The following is a 22,232-nucleotide window of genomic DNA, read 5'->3' as shown; positions in this document are numbered from 1 at the left end:
ACGGGGGAGGTCGGTCACATGGTCAACCTCCCCGACAGCGATTTCGGCCTTTTCTATTATTTCCTCGAATGGGCGATCCGCATCGGCGCGCTGATCGCCGTGCCCTTTCGCCGGACGCCGGCGGCGACGCGGGCCTGGCTGCTGCTGATCTTCTTCCTGCCGGTGCCGGGGCTGATCCTGTTCTGGATCATCGGCAGCCCGCGTTTCCCCGAATGGCGGCGCGCCCGGTTCGGCGAGCTTGATCCCTGGTTCGGCGGCATTGCTGCGCGGCTACTGCCCCATGCGCCATCACCCGACCCTGATCGCGCGCCGATCGTCGACTTGGCCGCAAAGCTTGGCAAGATGCCGGCGACCGGGGGCAACCGGGTCGATCTGATCTTCGACTATATCGTGGCGATCGACCGGCTGGTGGCGGACATCAACGCCGCGCGGCACAGCGTGCGCATCCTCGTCTATATCTTCGCCGATGATGCGGTGGGGCGGCGGGTGGCCGATGCGCTGGGCGCGGCGGTCAAGCGCGGCGTCACCGTGCAGGTGATGTACGATCCGGTCGGGTCGCGGCCCTGGCGCAAGGGAATGGAGGCGATGCTGCGCGCGGCGGGGGTGGAGCTGTGCGCCGCCCTGCCGTTCCGCTGGATCCGCGGGCGGACAAGGCGCGACATGCGCAACCATCGCAAGCTGTTCGTGATCGACGGGGTGATCGGCCATGTCGGATCGCAGAATATCGTCGCGCGCGACTTCAAGCCCGGCATCGTCAACCAGGAATTGGTGGCGCGGGTGACCGGGCCGGTCGTGGCGGAGCTGGAGGCGCTGGTGCGCGCCGACTGGTATATGGAGACGCACCGCTTGCCCGAAGGGCCGGTGGTCATTCCCGAGCCGGCCGGCGACGCGGTGACGCAATTGCTGCCGAGCGGGTCCAACTATCCGCTGGAAGGGTTCAAGACCTTGCTGGTGTGGCAGCTGCATCAGGCGCGCAGCCATGTGATGCTGGTGACGCCCTATTTCATTCCCGACGATGACCTGGTCGATGCGATGCGCACGGCGGTGGTGCGCGGGGTGAAGGTCGACCTGATCGTGTCCAAGCCGGTGGACCAGTGGCTGGTCCATGCGGCGCAGGCCTCCTATTATGCCGAGCTGATGGCGGCGGGCATCGGCATTCATGCCCATCGGCCCGAATTCGTCCATGCCAAGACGGTCAGCATCGACGGCCGGCTGGCGGTGGTCGGCTCCTCCAATGTCGACATGCGCAGTTTCGAGCTGAACGAGGAGGCGAGCCTGCTCATCTATGACGCGGAAACGGTGGCGGCGGTGGAGCTGGTGCAGCGTCGTTTCATGGCGCGGGCGGAGACGCTGGACCGCGAAACATGGCGGGCGCGGCCGCTCTATCGCAAGGTTGCGGAAAATGTCGCGCGGATGGTCGGCTCGCTGCTTTGACCCTGCCGCCGGCGTCATCCCGCACTTGATGCGGGATCCATTCGGCACTCCATCGGGACAGATGGCTGACATTGTCCGGAATGGATCCTGACTTCCGTCAGGATGACGGCGGTTTTCAATGGACTGTGCGCATCCACAGGCTGGCATAGCCCCGCATCATCGCCTATCGCATCGGGCCATGAGACATAAGCTGACGCTCCGTTCCGCCCTGATGGCGATCGCCATCGCTTCCGCTCCTGCCCTGATCGCCGCCGCGCCCGCCACGGGCGATGATCCCTATCTCTGGCTGGAGGATATCGAGGGCGCCAAGGCGATCGCGCAGGTCGAGCAGTGGAATGGCGAGACGGAAAAGCTGTTGCGTGCCAGCCCGCGGTTCGAGGCGGACCGGGCGCGCGCGCGCGCGATCCTGGACGATGAAAGCCAGATTGCGGTGCCCGACAAGGTGATGGGCGGCCGCGTCACCAATTTGTGGCGCGACGCGAAGAATCCGCGCGGCCTGTGGCGGTCGAGCGACCTCGCATCCTATCTCGCCGGCAAGCCCAACTGGACGACGATCATCGACGTCGATGCGCTGGGCAAGGCGGAGGGCAAGAGCTGGGTCTGGCATGGCGCCGACTGCCTGGCGCCCGATTACAGCCGCTGCCTGATCTCGCTGAGCGCGGGCGGTACCGATGCCGATGTCGTGCGCGAATATGACCTCGCCACCGGCAAGTTCGTCGAGGGCGGCTTTACCCTGCCCGAAGCCAAGAGCGACGTCGCCTGGGCCGACAAGGATACGCTGCTGGTCGGCACCGACTATGGCGCGGGATCGCTGACCGCGTCGGGCTATCCGCGCATCGTCAAGCGCTGGAAGCGGGGCACGCCGCTGTCGTCGGCGACCTTGGTCAAGGAAGGCGTGGACAGCGACATTTCGGTGCGGCCGCGTGTCGAGCAGGATGGCGACAAACGCTGGGTCTTCATCGACCGGGCGCTGACCTTCTACACCAACGACCTCTATATCGAGGGCGCGAACGGCCAGCTGATCCGCACGCCGGTGCCCGACACGGCCGATTTCCGCGGCCTTATTGATGGCCAGATGATCGTGCTGCTGAACAAGCCGCTGGGCGACATTCCGACCGGATCGCTGGTGTCCTGGCCGATCGCCGATGTTGCGGCGGGCAAGGCGGGCGCGCCGCAGGTGGTGCTGAAGCCGACCGCGACCACCGTGGTCGAGGAAGTGCGCACCACCGACCATATCCTGTGGGTGAAGCAGCTCGACAATGTGTCGGGCGCGCTGCTGGCGATGACCCGCGATGCCGCCACCGGCCGCTGGACCAGCCGTTCGGTGCCGCTGGCCGACAAGGCGACGGTCCATCTGGTCGGCACCGACGACAAGGGCGACCAGGTCTTCGCCTCGGTCGAGGGGATGCTGACGCCGCCCAGCCTGATGGTGGCAGGGGCGCAGGGAGCCGCGCAAACGATCCAGCAACTGCCCGCGCGCTTCGACGCCAGCCAGTTCGTGGTGGAGCAGCGCTTCGCCACGTCGAAGGACGGGACGAAGGTGCCCTATTTCCTGGCGCGCAAAAAGGGCGTGACGGGGCCGGTGCCGGCGTTCATCCATGCCTATGGCGGGTTTCGCGCGGCGCAGACGCCGACCTATCTCACCACCGAACCCTATCGCGCCGGGCCGCTGGGCCTGTTCTGGGTCGAGGATGGCAATGCCTATGTCCTCGCCAATATCCGGGGCGGCGGCGAATATGGCCCGGCCTGGCATCAGGATGCGCTGCGCGAGAAGCGCCAGAATGCGTTCGACGATCTGGCGGCGGTGGCCGAGGATCTGGTCAAGACCGGCGTGTCGACCAAGGGCGATATCGGCATTTCCGGCCGCTCCAACGGCGGCGTGCTGGTGGGCGCGGCGATGACGCAGCGGCCCGACCTCTATGGCGCGGTGATCGCGGGGTCGCCGCTGGAGGATATGAAGCGCTATTCGCATCTGTCGGCTGGCGCGTCGTGGGTGGCGGAATATGGCGATCCTGATGTGCCGTCGGACTGGGCGTTCATGTCCAAATGGTCGCCCTATCAGAATGTGAGGACCGGGGTGCGCTATCCGCCAGCCTTCTTCTACCTGTCGACCAAGGATGACCGGGTGCATCCGGGCCATGCGCGCAAGATGGCGGCGAAGCTGAAGGCGACCGGCAGCACGGTCTATTATCATGAATATCGCGAGGGCGGCCATTCGGTCGGCGCTGACCATGCCGAGGATGCGGTGCGCGCGGCGCTGCTGCACGCCTTCCTGACCCGCGAACTGGTGGAGAAGAAGAAGTGAGCGCCGCTTTCACGCTGGAGGGGTTCGACCTCGATGCCTTTGTCGCGGCTACGCTGGCCGAGGATCTGGGGCCGGACGGCCGCGATGTCACCAGCGAGGCGGTGATCCCGGCCGATGCGATCTTCAACGGGGTGATGGACAGCCGCGACGCGGTGACGCTCGCCGGCCTGCCGATCGCGGTCGCCTTCTTCCGCGCGCTCGATCCCGATGTCGAGATCGAACTGCTGCACCAGGATGGCGACCGGGTGGCGGCAGGGACCGACATCATGCGCATCCGGGGCAAGGCCCGCGCGCTGCTGACGGCGGAGCGATCGGCGCTCAACACGGTGCAGCATCTGACCGGTATCGCCACCATGACGCGCGCCTATGTCGACGCGATCCTGGGCACGGGCGCGACCTTGCTGGATACGCGCAAGACCATCCCCGGCCTGCGCCGGCTGGAGAAATACGCCACCCGCATGGGCGGCGCGACCAATCATCGCATGGGCCTGTGGGATGCGGCGATGATCAAGGACAATCATGTCGCGGTCGCCGGGTCGGTAGAGGAAGCCGCGCGCCGTGCGGTCGCCGCCGGCATCGCCCAGATCATCGTCGAGGTCGACCGGGTCGACCAGATCGAGCCGGCGCTGGCCGCCGGGGCGACCCATTTGCTGCTCGACAATATGGATGCAGCCACACTGCGCGGCGCCGTCACCCTGGTCGGCGGCCGGGTGCCGACCGAAGCATCGGGCGGCGTCACGCTGGAGACGATCCGCGCCAAGGCGGACACCGGCGTCACCTATATCAGCGTCGGCCGCCTTACCCAATCTGCCCCTGCCGCCGACATCGGACTGGATTTCTCCCATGCGTAAATATCTGCTGCCCCTGATCGCCCTGCTGCTGCCCGGCATCGCCCACGCCCAGGCCAATCAGTGCCGCCTGCCCGAGATCATCGCCCGCCCGCAGGTGGAGGGGCCGAGCGCCGACGAACCCAAGCGGGTGCTGCCGATCGGCTATTACACGCTGGCCGTCAGCTGGAGCCCGCAATATTGCAAGACGTCGCGCGGCGGCGCCCGCGATGCCTTCCAGTGCGGGTCGGGCAATGATTTCGGCTTCACCCTGCATGGCCTGTGGCCCGATGGCTATGGCAAGGAATGGCCGCAATATTGCAAGCCGGCCGCGCCGTTGCCGCGCAAGGTGATCCGCGAGCATCTCTGTTCGACGCCGTCGGTGCAACTGATTCAGCATGAATGGGTCAAGCATGGCACCTGCATGCCGACCACGCCGACCAAATTCTTTGCTCTGTCGCGCAAGCTGTATCAGGGGCTGCGTTATCCCGACATGGCGGCGCTGGCCGCGCGGCCGACCCTGTCGGCGCAGGATTTCGCCAAGGCGTTCGCGGCGGAGAACAAGGGCATGGTCGCCGATGGCATCCGCCTGAACGTCAGCCGCGACGGTGCGCTGAGCGAAGTATGGATCTGCATGGACCGCAAATATCGCTACATGGCCTGCCCGCCGCAGCAGGGCGGCGTGCGCGACCGGGCGCAGTTGCGGATCGAGCCGAGGGGCTGAGACCCAGGCGCCCTTTCCCGCGTGGAAAGGGCAATGATCGCGGGTCAGGCGGAGAGGCAGCGCTCCATCGAGAGCGGGACACCCCTCCACCGGCTTTGCCGGTCCCCCTCCCCTGGCAGGGGAGGATCAACGATGGTGCATGTCAGCCGTCGATCGTCACCGTCGAGGGATGGTGGCGATCGAGATGCTTGCGGATGATGCGCAGATTCTTCGTGTTCGACTTGTAGAGAAAGTCGAAGATATCGCCGGCGAAGGGTATGGCGCCGACCAGCGTGTCGACGCCGACATTGGCGGCCATGCGGGTCAGCTGCCATTTCGACAGGCCGAGATTGCGGGCTTCCCACACGATCCAGGCGCCCATGGCGGCGGTCGCGATATCGCCGACGACGGGGACGAGACCGATCAGGCTGTCCATGCCGACCCGGCGCTTCGTGCCGGGAATGACGAACAGCCCCTCCAGCACGGCCTCCATCATCTCGATCCGGCGCCGGATCGAGGCGGGGTCGCGGCCGAAGCCGGGCATGTCACGAACAAGGTCATCGAACTGCTTGGCCGAAACGGGCATTCCATCACTCTCCAAAGCCCCGTGCTGCCGGATAACGTCCGGCGCGGCAAAAAGGGCGCAGACCCTTAGTTGGTGCTGCGGAAGAGATGGTTCAATGGGTGGCGGCCACGCGGCGAGGGCAGGAAGCCGCTGAGCCGTTTCGACACCAGCGACCAGCGGATCGGCGCGCCGAGCGGGATATAGCCATCATGGCCCTGAATCAGGCCCACTGCCTGGGCGACGCGGGCGGCGCGTTCCTCCGCCGTGCTGGCGAGGCTGGCGGCCTGCAGCGCGGCTTCGCCCTCCGGGCTGCAGTGAATCTTGCGGGCACAGCCGATGCGGCCGAGATACCAGAGCGCGCTGTCATAGGCGGCGACCTCGTCGATCAGGGAAAGGTCTGCCTTGTCGGCCAGATCGACCCGCTCTGCGGCAAGGCCGATGGCGCCCAGATCGCGCGCCAGCAGGCCGAACAACAGGGTCGAGCCGGGGCCGGCGGGCAGGGCGATGCGCAGCGGCGGCGGATCGCCATGGGTATTGCGCCAGCGGTCGATGATGGCGCGGCCCTGTGCGCGGCGATCATCCATCGCCTGCCCGACCCAGCCGGGCGTGGGCGGCGCCACCGGCAGGTCGAGCTGACCGGGCAGCAACTGCTCGCTGATCGCCCAGCCGCCCAGCGGGAACATCTGGAGCAGCTGGTTGCGATCGACCGCCATGTTGATCGCGGCGCGCACGCCGTCATCGTCGAGCAGATCGCCCTTGCCGGTGACGGCAAGGCCCAGCAGCCCCTGCACCGGGTCCATTCGCACGGCGTCACGATCGATGCCGGCGGGCACCAGCAGGGGCAGGTCGGCATAGCGGCCGCCCAGCACCAGCGCCGACTGTTTCTCGCGGAAGCGGATGATGGCGAGCGACGCGCGCTCGGCGCGCAGCACGCGGGTCTGCCAGGCGGGGACGCCGGCTTCCTCCTCATCGCTGTCGGCATCGTCGCCGCTGAGGCGATCGACCGGGGCGAGCATCGGCGCGCCGCTGCGCCAGACGCTGCGATAGGGGCCGGTGCCGCCGTCGCGCGACAACACCGCCATTTGCGGCTGGGCCAGCATCTGCAGCACATAGGGGCGGGCAGCGGCCATGCGAATCTCGATCACCTCGCCGGTCATCGGCACGACCGCCTGCACCGCGTCGAGCGGTCCGTCGGGGTCGAGCTGGCGCAGCATCTCGATCCGCGCCATCAACATGCGGGCGACATCGGGCGCGGTGACGCGGGCGCCATTGGCCCAGAAGGCGCGGCGCAGGCGGAAAATATAGCTGCGCCCATCATCCTCCACCACCCAGCGCTGGGCGAGGGCAGGCAAGATGTCGCCGCCGGCATCGAAGGCGACCAGCCCCTGGGCGGTGGCCTCCAGGATCAGCTTGGCTGCCGGATAGGGCAGATTCTGCAAGGGCTTGGCAAGTTCGGTGCGGCTGCCGATGACGCTGACCACCACCGGGCCGCTGCCTTCGTCGGAGCAGCTGCCGAGCGCGAGGCCGAGGCTGGACCCGGCGATCAGGGCGGCGCGGCGCGACAGAGCGCGCAGGCGGGGCGGGACGGCGAACATGCAGGAACGGGCTTAGCCGGACGGGGCGCCGCCGCCAACCGCGATCGGCGCTTTTGCCAATGTCACAAAACCGACATCTCAAAGACGCTGCGATGTAACATAAAATTCATACTGGCGTCCCCGAAACAGGGGAATGGACAGGAATGACGCTCCGATTGCGACTGGCCGCCGGCACCGCGCTGGCGACGCTGATGATCTCCACGCCGGCACAGGCGCAGGATAATGCGGCCTTGCAGCGCCAGATCGACGAACTCAAGGCGCAGGTGCAGGCGCTGACGGCCGCACTGGCCGCCAACAAGGGCACGCAGCCGGCGGCGGCTGCGCCAGCGCCAGCGGTGGACGCCGCTGCGCCGCCCGTCGCCCTTGCCGCTGCACCGGCCGCACCGGCGGCCGTCCCGGTGTCTGCGGACGCGCCCAAGTCCAAGGCCTGGTACGAGAAGCTGTCGCTGCGCGGCTATACCCAGATGCGTTACAATGGCTTCCTGTCGGGCGGCGATACGGCGCCGACCGGCGAGTCCCGGCTCCGTTCGCCCCATGACAGTTCGATCTCGGATCGCGGCGGCTTCTCGCTGCGCCGGGCGCGGCTGGTGCTGCAGGGCGATGTGTCCGATCGGGTGTCGCTCTATCTCCAATCCGATTTCGCGTCGGCGGTGAACAACCAGGCGGGCAGCGAGCGGCGCGAGGGCTTCGTCCAGCTGCGCGATGCCTATGCCGATGTCTTCCTCGACAAGCAGAAGAATTGGCGCCTGCGCTTCGGCCAGTCGAAGGTGCCGTTCGGCTGGGAAAATATGCAGTCCTCGTCCAACCGGCTGACGCTGGATCGCAGCGACGCGATCAACAGCGCGGTGCCCAGCGAGCGCGATCTGGGCATTGTCGGCTATTATACGCCGACATCGGTGCAGCAGATCTGGGATCGGCTGGGGCATGACGGGCAGAAGCTGTTCGGCAATTATGGCGCGTTCGGCCTGGGCGTCTTCAACGGCCAGGGCACCAACCGGACCGAGCAGAATCGCGGGCTGATGAAGGTCGCCTTTGCGACCTGGCCGTTCGAACTGGACGGGCTGGGCGGTGCCTTTGAGGGGCAGGTGCTGGAAGTCGGCGGATCGGCGATGATGAACGATGTGCAGCCCGAACTGCGCAGCGGCGGAGTCAGCACGATCGCCTATGACGATGATCGCGTCGGCCTGCACGCCATTCTCTATCCCCAGCCCTTCGGCATCCAGGCCGAATGGAATTGGGGCAAGGGGCCGGAATATGACCTGGACAGCCAGTCGATCGAGACCAAGAATTTGAGCGGTGGTTATGTCCAGATGATGTATCGCCTGCCGACCGAGACGATCGGCGCGTTGATGCCCTATGCCCGCTGGCAGCATTATCGCGGCGGGTGGAAGGCCGGCACTAATGCGCCGCGGCTGGAAACCGACGAGTTCGAACTGGGTGTGGAATGGCAGCCGTGGAAGGCGCTGGAATTCACCTTCGCCTATGCCCGGATGAAGCGCGCCGAAGCCGACGAACGCCGCACCGGCCGGGCGGAAGGCAATCTGATCCGCACCCAGGTGCAGTGGAACTACTGACCGGTCATGCCCCTGTCAGGGCGTGACCGGCGGTAGCGGATCCTTCTGCGCTGCGGCCTTGCCGTCGGGATTGAAGAGCATGATCCGATCCTCGCTCGCGTCATAGCGCGGCCAGGCGGCAAGGCCGGTGCCGTTCGGATCGCCGCTGCGCGCGAAATTGACGATATAGGCGCTGATGGTGCGACCCATATCATTGTCGCGTGGCGTGGTCGCGGCGCCATATTTGATCGCCTGGGTGTCAAAGAAATAGGGGATGTCGGTGGCATGGCCGGCACCGGGCTTGCCCACCGAGGTTGCGACATAGTCGAAGCGATAGGCATAGACCGGCAGCTTCGCCGCGGCGAGGGTTGCGGCGACGGTGCGGGCGCCGCCGACCATGAAGCCGGTCGGCCCGCCAATGTCGGCGCCGGTCGCGCCGACCATCACCGGCACATGGGCGAAATTGCCGCTGGCATAGGCGGCGGCGGGATTGACCGCGATCTTCCCGTCGGGGAAGGGCGGGCTGTAGGGGCCAAGCTGGCCCTTGAACATGCCCTCCAGGTTGAGGCCGTCGATCACCTGGTCGGCGGGCAGAGCGCGCAGCGCCTTGAGCGCGGCGGCGTCGCTGCCCTTGATCCCCTTGGTCGCGGCAAAGGCTTCGCCGATCGTTGCGGCGCTGCCGTCCTTTGGCCCCATCATCTGGCCGTCGCCGCCCGACATGATGACCGCGCGCTGGAACAGGCCCTGTGACAAAGGCGAGGTCAGCAGGGCATGGACCGACATGCCGCCCGCGCTTTCGCCGATGATGGTGATGTTGGCGGGATCGCCGCCGAAACGGGCGATGTTGCGCTTCACCCATTGCAGCGCCGCGACCTGGTCCATCAGGCCGTAATTACCGGCGAGGCCCTTGTCCTCATTTGCGGCGGCAAGGGCGGGGTGGGCGAAAGTGCCGAAGCGGCCGAGCCGATAGTTGAAGCTGACCACCATCAGCCCCTGCTTCGCCAGCGCGGTGCCCGAATAGGTGGGCGGCGACGATCCGCCATTCACGAAGCCGCCGCCATAGATCCAGAACAGGACCGGCAGCTTGGCGGTGGCGCCGGCGGGCTTCCAGACATTGGCGTAGAGGCAATCCTCGGCCGGCGGGGTGCCGAGCGGGGCCGCATCGCTGGGGAATGGCAGCTGCATGCAGTCGTTGCGATAGGCGGTGGTTTCGCGCACGCCCTGCCAGCGGGCCACGGGCTGGGGCATGCGCCAGCGCAGGTCGCCGACCGGCGGCGCAGCGAAGGGAATGCCCTTCCAGCTTTCCACCCCGGCGTCGAGCGCGCCATGGACGATTCCCGCTTCGGTCTGGGCCATCTGCGGCTGGGGCGTGGGGGAGCGGGCGGCGAGGGACGCCGTGCCAAGGGTGCTGGTGCCGAGCAACAGGGCGCCAAGCCCGATGATAGTGGTCCGCCGCATCGCCTGCATCCTCCATTCCATTCTGTGGGCAGGAATAGAGGCAAATATGGCGCGGAAATCAATCGGCTTGATCGGGCAAGGAAAAAGGGGCGGCACCCGAAGGCACCACCCCAAATTTCTCCGGTTGCAACCGGAAAGCCGGGCCTTGCCGAAGCAAGGCCGCAACAGCTTACTTCAGCTCGACGGTCGCGCCGGCTTCTTCCAGCTGCTTCTTCAGCTTTTCGGCTTCGTCCTTGCTGGCGCCTTCCTTGACAGCCTTCGGGGCGCCTTCGACCAGAGCCTTGGCTTCGGTCAGGCCCAGGCCGGTGATGGCGCGGACTTCCTTGATGACGTTGATCTTCTTGCCACCGTCGCCGGTCAGGATCACGTCGAATTCGGTCTGCTCTTCAGCAGCCGGAGCGGCGCCGCCAGCAGCCGGAGCGGCCACAGCGACAGCAGCGGCGGCCGAAACGCCCCACTTTTCTTCCAGAGCCTTCGACAGCTCAGCGGCTTCGAGGACGGTGAGGGCCGAGAGCTGATCGACCAGAGCGTTGATGTCTGCCATTTTTCAATTCCTTCTAAGGGGCGATTGCCCCGAACAAATGAGGTTCAAAAGTTAATGAGGATGAGGGGCGGCTCAGGCCGCTTCCTTCTCCGCATAGGCGTTGAAGACGCGCGCAAGCTGCGCAGCCGGTGCCTGGGTGACGGTTGCGAGCTTGGTAGCCGGGGCGACCAGAAGGCCGACCAGCTTCGCACGCAGTTCATCCAGCGACGGCATCGATGCCAGGGCCTTGACGCCCTCCGCATCGAGCAGCACTTCGCCCATCGCGCCGCCAACGATCTCAAGCTTGTCGTTGGTCTTCGCGAAATCGACTGCAACCTTGGCGGCTGCAACCGGATCGACCGACGAGGCGAGGCCGACGGGGCCGGTCAGCAGGTCGCTGATGCCGGTATAGTCGGTGCCTTCGAGGGCGATCTTGACGAGGCGGTTCTTCGTAACCTTGTAGGACGCACCGGCGTCGCGCATCTTCTGGCGCAGGACGGTCGACTGAGCGACGGTCATGCCGAGGTTGCGGGTCACGACGACCACACCAACTTCTGCCAGCTGAGCGTTCAGCGCGGAGACGATCTCAGATTTCTGATTACGATCCATGCCATTCTCCACTTCATGTTCGCGTCGCTTGCGCTACGCGAACGGCTAAAACCCATGGCAAGCCATGGGGCAGTTAAGTCCGAAGGGGAGAGGTCGACTGGCCCATATCCTCGAAAAGGAAATCAGGCAGACCCGAATCGGGCGCATGGCCCGTCCGGTAAAGAACTTTTCCCCGTCTAGGCTGGAGATTAAGAAGGGCAAATTCCCTTCACCAACTGTCTCGGACGGAAGACCAATGGCATGAGCCACGGGTCTGCTGGGGCGCCCTTACAGATTTTGGGCATGAAACGCAACGGATAAACGCTGGCAGGGCGGCGGGTGCGGCCGACGATGGCTTGATAAGCGGCGGCGTGTCACATATATGTTGTCGGCATGGAAGTGCTGCAAACCCCGGTCTTTGCAGAATGGTTTGCCGCGCTTCGCGATCGCCGGGCGCGGTCGAAGATTGCCGGGCGGATTGCCCGCTTCGAACTGGGACTGCTGGGCGATGTGAAGTCGGTGGGCGATGGCGTGCTGGAGGCGCGTGTCGATTTCGGTCCGGGCTATCGCCTCTATTTCGTGCGGCGCGGGGATCGGCTTATCGTCCTGCTGGTTGGTGGCGACAAGTCGAGCCAGCCGCGGGACATTGCCAGGGCAAAGGATATGGCGGCCCGGATCGATTGAGCTGTCCCTCATCGACCCGGCCAAGGAGGTTGATATGACGATCGAATTGACCCGCTTTGATGCGGCTGAGGCGCTGACGCAAGCGGAGGATCAGGCGGAACTGCTCGCCGATGCGTTCGCCACCGGTGACGTGCATGTCATTACCCAGGCCATCGGGATTGTAGCGCGGGCGCATGGCATGACCGAGCTGGCGAAGGAGACCGGCATGAAGCGGCAGCAACTTTATCGGATGCTCGGCCCCGAAGGGAATCCGACGCTGGGCAGCATGTTGAAGCTGCTGCCGGCGCTGGGCCTGCGGATGCGGATCGAGGCGGCTGCCTGATTGATGGCCCGCTTCGGCAGTGGCAATATGTGCCACCGCCGAAGTGAGGATGGTCCTAGACCCGGTCCGCCTGCACCACCGTATCGAGGGCACGGAGCGCCGAGACGATGCGGCTCAGATGCTGGGCGTCGGCCACTTCCAGGTCGATGATATCGGTGTGGAAGGGGCCTTCGCGGTTGACCAGTTGCAGGTTGAGGATGTTCGCCTTGGTCGCGCCGAACACATTGGCGACCGCGGCGAGCGCACCGGGCTGGTTCTTGACGATGACCTGCAGCCGGGCGGTGCCGCCCTTGGACTTGCTGTCCCAGCTCAAATCGACCCAGTCGTCGTCCTGGCCGGCCTCCAGCGTGCGGCAGTCGATGGTGTGGACCTCGATCGGCTCGCCGGTGCGGCGGATGCCGACGATGCGGTCGCCCGGCACCGGGTGGCAGCATTCGCTCAGCTTGTAGGCGATGCCCGGCGTCAGGCCGCGGATCGAGACCGGGGCATGCTGGCGCGGATGGGCTTCTTCCAGTTCCTGGCCGCTGGTGGAGCCGGGGATCAGTGCCTCCATCACTTCGGAATCGAGCAGGCGATGGGTGGCGATCGCTACCATCAGCGAAGCGCGATCCTCCAGCTTCAGCCGCTTGAGCGCGGCATTGAGCGCCTTGTCGCCCAGCTCGCTCGCCAGTTCGGGCGAGAAGCGGCCGATGATTTCCTCATAGAGTTTTTCGCCCAGCGCCACTTCCTCGCCGCGCTGCTTCTGGCGGATGAAGCGGCGGATGGCGGCGCGCGCCTTGCCGGTGATGGCAAAGCTGAGCCAGCCGGGCTGGGGTTCCTGGCCGGCCGATTTCAGGATTTCGACCTGGTCGCCATTTTCGAGACTGGTGCGGAGCGGCACCACCCGGCCATTCACCTTCGCCCCCACGGTCTGGTTGCCGAGCGAGGTGTGGACGGCATAGGCGAAATCGACCGGGGTCGATCCCTTGGGCAACTGGTGCAACTCCCCCTTGGGCGAGAAGGCGAAGATGCGATCCTGATACATCGCCATGCGGGTATGTTCGAGCAGCTCGTCGGCATCCTGGCTCTGTTCCAGGATTTCGACCAGGTCGCGCAGCCAGGCCGCATTCTGGTCGGTGGCGTCGCCCTTCTGCTTGTAGGCCCAGTGCGCCGCAAGGCCGAGTTCGGCGTCATTATGCATGTCGCGGCTGCGGATCTGCACCTCGATACGGGCATTTTCCTGATGGATGACCGTAGTGTGCAGCGAGCGATAGCCGTTGCGCTTGGGGGTGGAGATATAATCCTTGAACCGGCCCGGCACCATCTTGAAGGTCTGGTGGATGACGCCGAGCGCGCGATAGCAATCCTCGGTGGTCTCGGTGATGACGCGGAAGGCCATGACGTCGGTCAGCTGTTCAAAGCTGATGTGCCGTTCCTGCATCTTCTTCCAGATGGAATAGGGATGCTTTTCGCGGCCCGACACGGTGACGGACAGATTATGGCCGCCCAACAGCAATTGCAGCTCCGCGCCGATCCGGTCGACCTTGTCATGGCCGCCTTCCTTCAGTTGCTCCAGCCGCTTGGTGATGCTGTCATAGGCTTCGGGTTCCAGCACGCGGAACGAGAGAAGCTGCATCTCGCGCATGAAGTCATACATGCCGATCCGCTCCGCCAGCGGGGCATAGATGTCCATCGTCTCCTTGGCGATGCGGCGGCGCTTCTGCTCATTCTTGATGAAGTGCAGCGTGCGCATATTGTGCAGCCGGTCGGCCAGCTTCACCAGCAGCACGCGGATATCGTCCGACATGGCGAGCAGGAACTTGCGCAAATTCTCGGCCGCCCGCTCATTTTCGGACATGGCCTCGATCTTGGAAAGCTTGGTCACGCCGTCGACCATGCGGGCGACATCCTTGCCGAACGCCTCCTCGATCTCGTCATAGGTGACCAGCGTATCCTCGATCGTGTCGTGCAGCAGCGCTGTCACGATCGTCTGGTCGTCCAGATAGAAGTCGGTCAGGATACCCGCGACCTCGATCGGATGGCTGAAATAGGGGTCGCCGCTGGCACGCTTCTGGCTGCCATGCTTCTGGACGGAGAAGACATAAGCGCGGTTGATCATCGCTTCATCCGCATCCGGATCGTAGCGCTTTACCCGTTCGACAAGTTCATATTGACGTAGCATCGTTTCCCGATTGTGTGGGAAGCGCCTTGCAGCGCAACAAAAAAATCCCGATCTGTGTGATTTGGGTTGCCTTTGTGCAACTTTTGCAACGGTCGCCGCTTTGCGCTATTAGATCGACATCATGAAACATAATCTTGCCCAGGACCTGGAACAATGCGCCCTTCCCGCCGCGCTGGAGGCGATGGGTGAGCGCTGGTCCTTCCTGATCCTGCGGGGCGCCCTGTCGGGCATTCGCCATTTCGAGGAGTTCCAGTCGACGCTGGGCATCGCCCGCAATATCCTGGCCAACCGCCTCGCGCGGCTCGTCGAAAATGGCATCATGCTGCGCCAGCCGATGCAGTGCGACCGGCGCAAGGTCGAATATCGGCTGACCGAAAAGGGCCAGGAACTGGCCCCCGCGATGATCGCACTGCGCCAGTGGGGCGAGAAATGGGGCAGCGCTCCGCCCTTCTGCCAAGTGCTGGCGGACAAGCGCGATGGCCTGCCGATCCGCGCGATCGCGATCCAGGCGCATGACGGCCGCACGCTGGACCTGAGCGATCTGGTCTGGCTGTGCCGCGACGAAGTGACCCCGATGGCGCAAGAGCCGGCTGCGGCGGCCTGATACCGGACGACGGGGCGGCTTCACCATGGCGCTGAAATCGCCTAGGCTGTCGGTAATGTCAGTCCATCCCCTGCAGCCCAAACCCTTTTTCGCGGACAAGAATCGCGCTTTCTGGAACCTCCAGTCGCTTGGCTGGGCCGGGGCCTTCCTACTGCGCGGGTCGTCCACCATCGCCAATGGTCAGCCGCTGTCCAGCCTGATCCCGGTGCTGATCTCCACCGTCACCGGCTATTCGGCGACCTTGCTGATCGCGGTCGCTTTCCGTTTTCTGCAGAAACAGCGGCCGATCCTGACCTGGGGCGCGTCGATCGTTACCGTGGTCGCCGCCGCCGCGATGGTCGCCTTCATCGATGCCTGGGTCTTTTCGACCCAGAACAAGGGCAGCGAAACCGCCGGGTTGCAGCTGTTCCTGGGCGCCTTCTATCTGTCGATGACGCTGCTGGGCGCCTGGTCGGCGCTCTATTATGCGATCAACTTCTACCTGACGGTGGAGGAACAGGCGGACCAGCTGCTGCATCTGGAGAATCAGGCGTCGAGCGCGCAACTCGCCATGCTGCGCTATCAGCTCAATCCGCATTTCCTGTTCAACACGCTCAATTCCATCTCGACCCTGGTGCTGCTCAAGGAAACCACGCGCGCCAATGCGATGCTGTCGCGGCTGTCCTCCTTCCTGCGCTATACGCTGATCAACGAGCCGACCGCGCATGTGACGATCGAGCAGGAGATCGAGACGCTGAAACTCTATCTGGAGATCGAGAAGATGCGCTTCGAGGACCGGCTGCGTCCGTCCTTCGACGTCCATCCTTCGGTCGCCCACGCACGCCTGCCGTCGCTGCTGCTGCAGCCGCTGGTGGAAAATGCGATCAAATATGCGGTCACGCCCAAGGAGGAAGGGGCGGAAATCTCGGTCTCGGCGCAACCCGCCGGTGAAAATGTCCGGATCGTCGTGTCGGACAGCGGGCCGGGATTGAACGATGGCGCAATGAAGCCACACATTCCGGTCAGCGAGGGGACGGGCGTCGGCCTGCCGAACATCCGGGACCGGTTAATTCAGGCCTTCGGGGAACGACAGCGGTTCGAAACGCGTTCCACGCAAAGCGGATTTTCGGTCATCATCGAAATTCCGCTTAACATGGATGAAACATCGAAAGTGGCCGCATGACCATCAGAACAATCCTCGTCGACGACGAAAGCCTGGCTATCCAAGGCCTTAAGCTCCGTCTGCAAGCGCATGAGGATGTCGAAATCATCGAGACCTGCACCAATGGCCGCGAAGCCATCCGTGCCATCAAGACGCATAAACCCGACCTTGTGTTCCTCGATATCCAGATGCCCGGCTTCGACGGCTTCTCCGTCGTCCAGGGGATGATGGAGGTCGAACCACCGTTGTTCATCTTCGTCACCGCCTATAGCGACCATGCGATCCGCGCCTTCGAGGCACAGGCGGTCGATTATCTGATGAAGCCGGTGGATGAAGGCCGCCTGGCCGATGCGCTCGACCGGGTGCGCCTGCGCCTGTCCGAGAAGAAGCAGGTTCAGGAAGCGGAAAAGCTGCGCGAGGTGCTGGCCGAAGTGGCGCCCGACGCGATGCACGACTTTGCCAATGGCGACGAGGATGCGCCGGCGTCGAACCGCTTCGAAAAGCTCATCAACATCAAGGATCGCGGGCAGATTTTCCGCGTCGACGTGGATTCGATCGAGCGGATCGACGCGGCGGGCGACTATATGTGCATCTATACCGCCGACAATTCGCTGATCCTGCGCGAGACGATGAAGGATCTGGAAAAGCGGCTCGACCCGCGCAATTTCCAGCGCGTCCATCGCTCGACCATCGTCAACCTGAGCCAGGTGCGTCAGGTGAAGCCCCATACCAACGGCGAATGCTTCCTGGTGCTGGAATCCGGCGCCCAGGTGAAGGTCAGCCGTTCCTACCGCGACGTCGTCGCGCGTTTCGTCCACTGACGAAACGGCGCCGGCCGCCCGTGCAGGGGCGGCCGGCCGTTTGGTGCGCGATGGCCTGAACCGATCCCGGAGTCTGTTTGGAAAAATCGCGAAAGAGCGATTTTTCGGTACGGTACCAGCCCGCTCCCCCGCCCAACCACCCGACAGGATGACACTGGATCGGGTGGTTAGACGGGGGAGCGGGCTGGTACAGCCATTTCTCAAATGGTCTCTTCCTCAGTCTATCGTCCGCACCGGACGGACGATCAATTCATTCACATCGACATCGTCGGGCTGCTCCACCGCATAGGCGATGGCGCGGGCGATCGCGTCCGGCGTCAGGGCGATGGCGCGGAAATCCTCCATTGCGGCGGCGGCGCCCGCTTCGGTGATGGTGCTGGCCAGTTCGGATTCGACTACGCCGGGCGACACGATGGTGACGCGGATGTCATCGTGCTCCATCCGCAGCCCGTCGGAAATGGCGCGCACCGCATATTTGGTCGCAGAATAGACGCCGCAGGTCGGCCAGACGCGATAGCCGCCGATCGACGCGATATTGACGAAATGGCCGCTGCCCTGGGCCTTGAAGCGGGGCAGGGCGGCGGCGATGCCGTGCAGCACTCCGCGGATGTTGACGTCGATCATCCGGTCCCATTCCTCGACCTTCAAGCTGTCGAAGCGCGACAGCGGCATCAGCCCGGCATTGCTGACCAGCACGTCGATGCGGCCAAATTCGGCTTCGGTTGCGGCAATGAACGCTTCGACATCGGCGCGGTCGGTGACGTCGAGCGCGCGGAAAGCGACCTGGCCGCCGGCAGCATTGAGTTCGTCGGCAAGCGCGGCCAGCCGGTCGGTGCGGCGGGCACCCAGCATCAGCTTCGCCCCGCGCGCCGCCAGCAGCCGCGCCGTGCCCTCGCCAATGCCGCTGCTGGCGCCGGTGATCGCGATGACCTTGTTCTCGATAGCCATGATTGAAGCTCCATCCTTGGGGCGGATCGACATCCGATCCGATGGAGCAGGAATGCGCCCGTCCGGCCGTGGAGCGGTAGAATGGTTCTGCGCCATGATTGTACGATATTCCGAATTAATGATCGGAAGTGGCTATTGGCGGGCTTATGGGCTATTCAGATTGCCTGAAATTCCTGGAAGGGGGTGCGCATGAGCCATGAGCATCTGGGCGAGCAGATCGCCCGCCATATGGACGCGGACGGCATAGTCGACACGCTGATCCCGCGGCTGACGCTGGTGCGCTGGTCGCAGCCGGGCGAGCCGGTGCATATGCTCCAGCGCCCGGCTCTCTGCATCATCGCGCAGGGCGCCAAGCAGGTGATGATGGGCGACGCGGTCATAGCCTATGGCCCGGCCAGCTATCTGGTCGCCACGCTCGACCTGCCGATCACCGGCACGGTGACGCAGGCGGATGCGGACAGCCCCTATCTCTGCTTCTGCCTCTATCTCGACCCGGCGATGCTGTCCGACATGGCGCTGGCCCTGCCGGCGGCTGCGGCGGTGGAGGAGGGGCGGGCGCTCTCGCTCCATCCGATCACGCCCGAACTGCTGGACGCGGCGAGCCGGCTCACCGGCCTGCTCGGCCAGCCGGACAGCGCCGCGCTGCTGGCGCCATTGGTCGAACGGGAATTGCTGCTGCGGTTGATGATGGGGCCGAGCGGCGGGCTGCTGCGCGCGATTGCGAATGGTGACAGCCGCACCGGCCAAATCGCGCGCGCGATCCGCTGGCTCAAGGCCCATTATCGCGAACCGTTCAGCGGCCCGGTGCTGGCCGATCTTGCCGGCATGAGCCTGTCGAGCTTCCACGATCATTTTCGCCGGGCGACGGCGATGACGCCGCTGCAATATCAAAAGCAGCTGCGGCTCCAGCAGGCGCGGCAGATGATGCTGGCACAGCGGATCGACGCGGCCGAGGCTGGCTATCAGGTCGGCTATGACAGCCCGTCCCAGTTCAGTCGCGAATATCGCCGCCTGTTCGGCGCGCCACCGCAGCGCGACGTCGGCCGCTTGCGCGCCATGCCGAACCGGGCGCTGGCGATCTGAGATCGGGGGGTATTTCCCTTAGCGGAACACCCATTGCCGGTTGAGGCCGAACACCACGGCGGGGGTGAGGAAGATCATCGCCGGGATCGGCGACCATTCGGGCCAGCGCATATGGGTGACGCACAGATAGACCCACAGGGCGTTGAGCGCATAGCTGATCAGCGAGACCGCGACGAAGCGGAAACCGCGCGCGGCATGGCCCGACTGGCTGCCATGGCCGCGAAAGGTGAAGGCATTGTGCAGCACATAGCCGATGGCCACCGCGCAGAGATAACCGATGCCGTTGGCGACCTGTGGATGGAGGCCCACCGGCGCCGCCAGCGTCCAGTAGATCGCCGCCTGGCAGGCGGTGATGAACAGGCCGCTGATGCCATAGCGCAATATCTGCCAGAACAGGGCCTGATGGGCCGGCGACAGTCGGTCGATGATTTTCATGGAGCCCCGTTGCGCTTTGGTGTGGAGCGTCTAATCCACCGGCCATGAATTTGCAAAGCTGGCCTGCTTTCCGCGCCCGCGCGTCCCATTGGTTCGCGATCCTCACCGCCTATGCCGATCGCCACTGGAAGTGGCTGACCTTCCTGATCTGGATCGCGATCCTGGTCGGCATGCTGGTCGACCGCTGGCCCGCCATCCACTGGCTGACGCTCAGCGACACCGACGACAATATCCGCTTCGTCCAGGTCAAGGACTGGCTTGCCGGGCAAGGCTGGTATGATCTGCGCCAATATCGGCTCGATCCGCCGGGCGGTGCCAATATCCACTGGTCGCGGCTGGTCGACATCCCGCTCGCCGGGCTGATGCTGTTCTTCCGCGCCTTTGTCGAACAGGATCTGGCCGACCGACTTGCCTGCGCGATCGCGCCGTTGCTGCCGCTGTTCCTGCTGATGCTGAGCCTGGGGTCGATCGCACGCCGGCTGGCGGGCGACGCGGTCGGTGCGCGCTGGGCCTGGCTGTTCGCGGTGCTGGCGCCGCTCGCCGCGCAGATGGGCCTGGGCATGTTCGCGCCGATGCGGATCGACCATCATGGCTGGCAGCTGGCACTGGCGCTGACGATGATGGCGGGGCTTATCGATCGCAACTGGTTGCGCGGCGGCGTGGTGGCCGGCGTGTCGAGCGCCCTGTCGGTGGCGATCGGCATGGAGATGATCGTCTATCTCGCCGCCGGCGGCGCGCTGGTGGCGCTGCGCTGGGTGTTCCGCGATGGCGCCGGGCGGCGGATGCTGCCCTATGGCCTCAGCCTCGCGGGGGCGACCTCGCTCTGCTACGTCCTCTTCGCCAGCTACGACAATCGCCACATGGTGTGCGACGCCATCTCGCCCATCTGGGTCGCGGTGTTCGGCGCGGCCGGTGCGGGCATGGTGCTGCTCGGCCGCCTGCCGCTGCGGCTCTGGTGGCAGCGGCTGATCGCCGGCATGATCGTCGGCGGGGCGGTGGGTCTGTTCTTCTTCCTGAACTGGCCGCAATGCCTGACCCCCTATCAGATCTCGCCTGAGCTGCAGCAGCTCTGGCTCGCCAATATCCGCGAGGCAAAGCCCATCACCGCGCAGGCGCAGAGCCTGGTCGTGCCGCTGATGGCGCTGCCGGCGGTGGGCCTCCTCGGCCTACTCTGGGCGCTGTGGGAACTGCGGCGCGATAGCGACCGGCTCTGGGCGTTCGCGACGATCGGCCTGATGATGCTCTTCTCGACCGCTTTGCTCTTCTGGCAGCTGCGCGCCGGGCCGGCGGCGCAATTGCTGGCGATCCCACCCGCTGCCTGGGCCGGATGGCGGCTGGTGACGGCGATCTTCACCGGATCGCGCCGGGTGCGCATCCTGGCCGGGATCGGCGCACTGCTGGTCGGCGCCATTGCCTGTGCCTATCCGCTCTATCCGCAGGTGATCGCGCTGTGGCAGCAGGCGACCGGCACCAAGCCCAAGCCCTGGCGCCCGTCCGCCATCGCCCGCACCGACGCGATCAAGAAGGCCAATGGCCGCTGTCGCACCCTGCCGGCGCTAGAGGTGCTGGACCAGCTGCCGTCGGCGACCATCTTCACCATGGTCGATCTGGGACCACGCATCATCGCCACGACGCATCATAGCGCGGTGGCCGGCCCCTATCATCGCAATGGCGCGACGATCCTCGACATGCATCATGCCTATGACGGGCCGGCCGACGCCTTCCGCCCGATCGCGGCGAAGCATCATGCGACCTATTTGCTGGTCTGTCCGAATTTCCCCGAAGGGACCATCTATCAGTCGCGCAGCCCGCGCGGCTTCTATGCGGACCTGATGCGCGGCACGATTCCGGCCTGGTTGCAGCCGGTGACGCTCAAGACGGCGATGACGCTGCCCTACACGCTGTACAGAATCGATTATTCAGCGCCGGGCGGCAAAAAAGTCGCGCAGCAGCGCTGATCCTTCCGCCTCGGCCAGCCCGCCATAGATTTCCGGGCGGTGCAGGCATTGCGGCTGGGAAAAGAGGCGCGGTCCCTGTTCGACCGCGCCACCCTTGGGGTCGGACACCGCATAATAGAGCCGGGCGACCCGCGCGTGGGAAATCGCGCCCGCGCACATCGGGCACGGCTCCAGCGTCACCCACAGGTCGCAGCCGGTCAGGCGGAAGTCGCCGATCCGGGTGGCGGCGGCGCGAATCGCGACCATTTCGGCATGGGCGGTGGGGTCATTGTCGCGACGGTTGCGATTCTCGCCCTCGCCGATGATGATGCCGTCACGCGTCACCACGGCGCCGATCGGAACTTCGCCCGCAGCCTCTGCCGCGCGGGCCAGCGCAAAGGCGCGGCGCATCGGTTCGGGCAAGGGAAAGGGCGAGGTCATGACCTCGCCTTAGTCGGAGAGGGAGAGCCGCACCAGCCTTCAGCGGAAGGCGCCGGACTCGGCTGAACCCCCACCCGGCCTCCCATTCCAGGATAGGCTGTTGG

Annotated in this window: 21 protein-coding genes; 12 read left to right on the top strand and 9 right to left on the bottom strand. The window is 65.3% G+C overall.

The genetic code is table 11. The features are described 5' to 3' along the window. The first annotated feature begins 18 nt into the window (after nucleotides 1-18). The 4 genes from cls to ACUCV3_RS18375 all read left to right on the top strand — a co-directional run bounded on the left by cls (nucleotide 19) and on the right by ACUCV3_RS18375 (nucleotide 5,290). Entirely contained in the window at nucleotides 19-1,434 is a 1,416-nt protein-coding gene (cls, locus tag ACUCV3_RS18390) for a cardiolipin synthase (protein WP_010336730.1), read from the top strand. Nucleotides 1,435-1,612: 178 nt separating this feature from the next. Next, nucleotides 1,613-3,739 (top strand): prolyl oligopeptidase family serine peptidase, encoded by a 2,127-nt coding sequence (locus ACUCV3_RS18385; RefSeq protein WP_482240961.1) that lies wholly within the window; start codon nucleotides 1,613-1,615, stop codon nucleotides 3,737-3,739. Next, complete coding sequence (gene nadC, locus ACUCV3_RS18380; protein ID WP_010336732.1) at nucleotides 3,736-4,590, top strand: carboxylating nicotinate-nucleotide diphosphorylase; 855 nt, start codon at nucleotides 3,736-3,738, stop codon at nucleotides 4,588-4,590. The genes ACUCV3_RS18385 and nadC overlap by 4 nt, the downstream gene beginning before the upstream one ends. Next, on the top strand, nucleotides 4,583-5,290 hold the full coding sequence (locus ACUCV3_RS18375; protein WP_010336733.1) for a ribonuclease T2 family protein: 708 nt from the start codon (nucleotides 4,583-4,585) through the stop codon (nucleotides 5,288-5,290). Before nadC ends, ACUCV3_RS18375 begins: the two co-directional genes overlap by 8 nt. Before the next feature lie 142 nt (nucleotides 5,291-5,432). Here the strand turns inward: ACUCV3_RS18375 and ACUCV3_RS18370 are convergent, their stop codons facing one another. Both ACUCV3_RS18370 and ACUCV3_RS18365 read right to left on the bottom strand, forming a co-directional pair. Then, nucleotides 5,433-5,855 (bottom strand): DUF4112 domain-containing protein, encoded by a 423-nt coding sequence (locus tag ACUCV3_RS18370; RefSeq protein ID WP_010336734.1) that lies wholly within the window; start codon nucleotides 5,853-5,855, stop codon nucleotides 5,433-5,435. A gap of 65 nt (nucleotides 5,856-5,920) precedes the next feature. Continuing rightward, complete coding sequence (locus ACUCV3_RS18365; RefSeq protein WP_482240960.1) at nucleotides 5,921-7,429, bottom strand: ABC transporter substrate-binding protein; 1,509 nt, start codon at nucleotides 7,427-7,429, stop codon at nucleotides 5,921-5,923. A gap of 143 nt (nucleotides 7,430-7,572) precedes the next feature. Between ACUCV3_RS18365 and ACUCV3_RS18360 the strand changes: the two genes are divergently transcribed. Continuing rightward, entirely contained in the window at nucleotides 7,573-9,003 is a 1,431-nt protein-coding gene (locus ACUCV3_RS18360; RefSeq protein ID WP_482240959.1) for a porin, read from the top strand. A gap of 15 nt (nucleotides 9,004-9,018) precedes the next feature. Here ACUCV3_RS18360 and ACUCV3_RS18355 read toward each other — a convergent pair whose 3' ends face one another. The 3 genes from ACUCV3_RS18355 to rplJ form a co-directional block, all read right to left on the bottom strand. Then, a complete protein-coding gene (locus tag ACUCV3_RS18355) occupies nucleotides 9,019-10,440 on the bottom strand; it encodes a carboxylesterase/lipase family protein (protein WP_482240958.1) in 1,422 nt (473 codons plus the stop codon). Between the two features lie 169 nt (nucleotides 10,441-10,609). Then, complete coding sequence (gene rplL, locus ACUCV3_RS18350) at nucleotides 10,610-10,984, bottom strand: 50S ribosomal protein L7/L12 (protein WP_004210471.1); 375 nt, start codon at nucleotides 10,982-10,984, stop codon at nucleotides 10,610-10,612. Nucleotides 10,985-11,056: 72 nt separating this feature from the next. After that, the gene (rplJ, locus tag ACUCV3_RS18345) at nucleotides 11,057-11,572 is read right to left on the bottom strand and encodes a 50S ribosomal protein L10 (protein WP_004210472.1); all 516 of its coding nucleotides are present in this window, start codon (nucleotides 11,570-11,572) and stop codon (nucleotides 11,057-11,059) included. Nucleotides 11,573-11,944: 372 nt separating this feature from the next. On the opposite strand from rplJ, the gene ACUCV3_RS18340 reads away from it, so the two are divergent. Then, nucleotides 11,945-12,235, top strand: a complete 291-nt coding sequence (locus ACUCV3_RS18340) for a type II toxin-antitoxin system RelE/ParE family toxin (RefSeq protein ID WP_010336738.1) — start codon at nucleotides 11,945-11,947, stop codon at nucleotides 12,233-12,235. Between the two features lie 34 nt (nucleotides 12,236-12,269). Then, nucleotides 12,270-12,557 carry an addiction module antidote protein gene (locus tag ACUCV3_RS18335; RefSeq protein WP_010336739.1) on the top strand — a complete coding sequence of 96 codons (288 nt, stop codon included), beginning with the start codon at nucleotides 12,270-12,272 and terminating at the stop codon, nucleotides 12,555-12,557. A 55-nt stretch (nucleotides 12,558-12,612) separates the two neighbouring features. Here ACUCV3_RS18335 and ACUCV3_RS18330 read toward each other — a convergent pair whose 3' ends face one another. After that, a complete protein-coding gene (locus tag ACUCV3_RS18330; protein ID WP_004210474.1) occupies nucleotides 12,613-14,718 on the bottom strand; it encodes a RelA/SpoT family protein in 2,106 nt (701 codons plus the stop codon). A gap of 121 nt (nucleotides 14,719-14,839) precedes the next feature. On the opposite strand from ACUCV3_RS18330, the gene ACUCV3_RS18325 reads away from it, so the two are divergent. From ACUCV3_RS18325 to ACUCV3_RS18315, 3 genes are read left to right on the top strand one after another with little or no spacing between them, the layout of a single operon-like run. Next, the gene (locus ACUCV3_RS18325; protein WP_010336740.1) at nucleotides 14,840-15,322 is read left to right on the top strand and encodes a winged helix-turn-helix transcriptional regulator; all 483 of its coding nucleotides are present in this window, start codon (nucleotides 14,840-14,842) and stop codon (nucleotides 15,320-15,322) included. A 55-nt stretch (nucleotides 15,323-15,377) separates the two neighbouring features. Beyond that, nucleotides 15,378-16,484 carry a sensor histidine kinase gene (locus ACUCV3_RS18320; protein WP_010336741.1) on the top strand — a complete coding sequence of 369 codons (1,107 nt, stop codon included), beginning with the start codon at nucleotides 15,378-15,380 and terminating at the stop codon, nucleotides 16,482-16,484. Further along, on the top strand, nucleotides 16,481-17,284 hold the full coding sequence (locus ACUCV3_RS18315; protein ID WP_004210477.1) for a LytR/AlgR family response regulator transcription factor: 804 nt from the start codon (nucleotides 16,481-16,483) through the stop codon (nucleotides 17,282-17,284). The genes ACUCV3_RS18320 and ACUCV3_RS18315 overlap by 4 nt, the downstream gene beginning before the upstream one ends. A gap of 216 nt (nucleotides 17,285-17,500) precedes the next feature. Here ACUCV3_RS18315 and ACUCV3_RS18310 read toward each other — a convergent pair whose 3' ends face one another. Next, nucleotides 17,501-18,232, bottom strand: a complete 732-nt coding sequence (locus ACUCV3_RS18310; RefSeq protein ID WP_279729594.1) for an SDR family oxidoreductase — start codon at nucleotides 18,230-18,232, stop codon at nucleotides 17,501-17,503. A gap of 189 nt (nucleotides 18,233-18,421) precedes the next feature. Between ACUCV3_RS18310 and ACUCV3_RS18305 the strand changes: the two genes are divergently transcribed. Continuing rightward, nucleotides 18,422-19,315: an AraC family transcriptional regulator gene (locus ACUCV3_RS18305; protein WP_048938367.1), complete on the top strand. Its 894-nt coding sequence runs from the start codon at nucleotides 18,422-18,424 to the stop codon at nucleotides 19,313-19,315. An 18-nt stretch (nucleotides 19,316-19,333) separates the two neighbouring features. Here ACUCV3_RS18305 and ACUCV3_RS18300 read toward each other — a convergent pair whose 3' ends face one another. After that, nucleotides 19,334-19,750 (bottom strand): GtrA family protein, encoded by a 417-nt coding sequence (locus tag ACUCV3_RS18300; RefSeq protein WP_048938366.1) that lies wholly within the window; start codon nucleotides 19,748-19,750, stop codon nucleotides 19,334-19,336. A 44-nt stretch (nucleotides 19,751-19,794) separates the two neighbouring features. Between ACUCV3_RS18300 and ACUCV3_RS18295 the strand changes: the two genes are divergently transcribed. After that, nucleotides 19,795-21,708: a hypothetical protein gene (locus ACUCV3_RS18295; protein ID WP_279729595.1), complete on the top strand. Its 1,914-nt coding sequence runs from the start codon at nucleotides 19,795-19,797 to the stop codon at nucleotides 21,706-21,708. On the opposite strand, the gene ACUCV3_RS18290 is transcribed toward ACUCV3_RS18295, so the two are convergent. Beyond that, nucleotides 21,670-22,128: a nucleoside deaminase gene (locus tag ACUCV3_RS18290; protein ID WP_482240957.1), complete on the bottom strand. Its 459-nt coding sequence runs from the start codon at nucleotides 22,126-22,128 to the stop codon at nucleotides 21,670-21,672. The genes ACUCV3_RS18295 and ACUCV3_RS18290 overlap by 39 nt on opposite strands. Nucleotides 22,129-22,232 lie beyond the last annotated feature (104 nt).

The sequence above is a fragment of the Sphingobium sp. VMM genome (assembly GCF_056790315.1).
The sequence above is the reverse complement of the archived record's forward strand: the minus strand, read 5'-3'. Positions and strand labels throughout refer to the sequence as shown.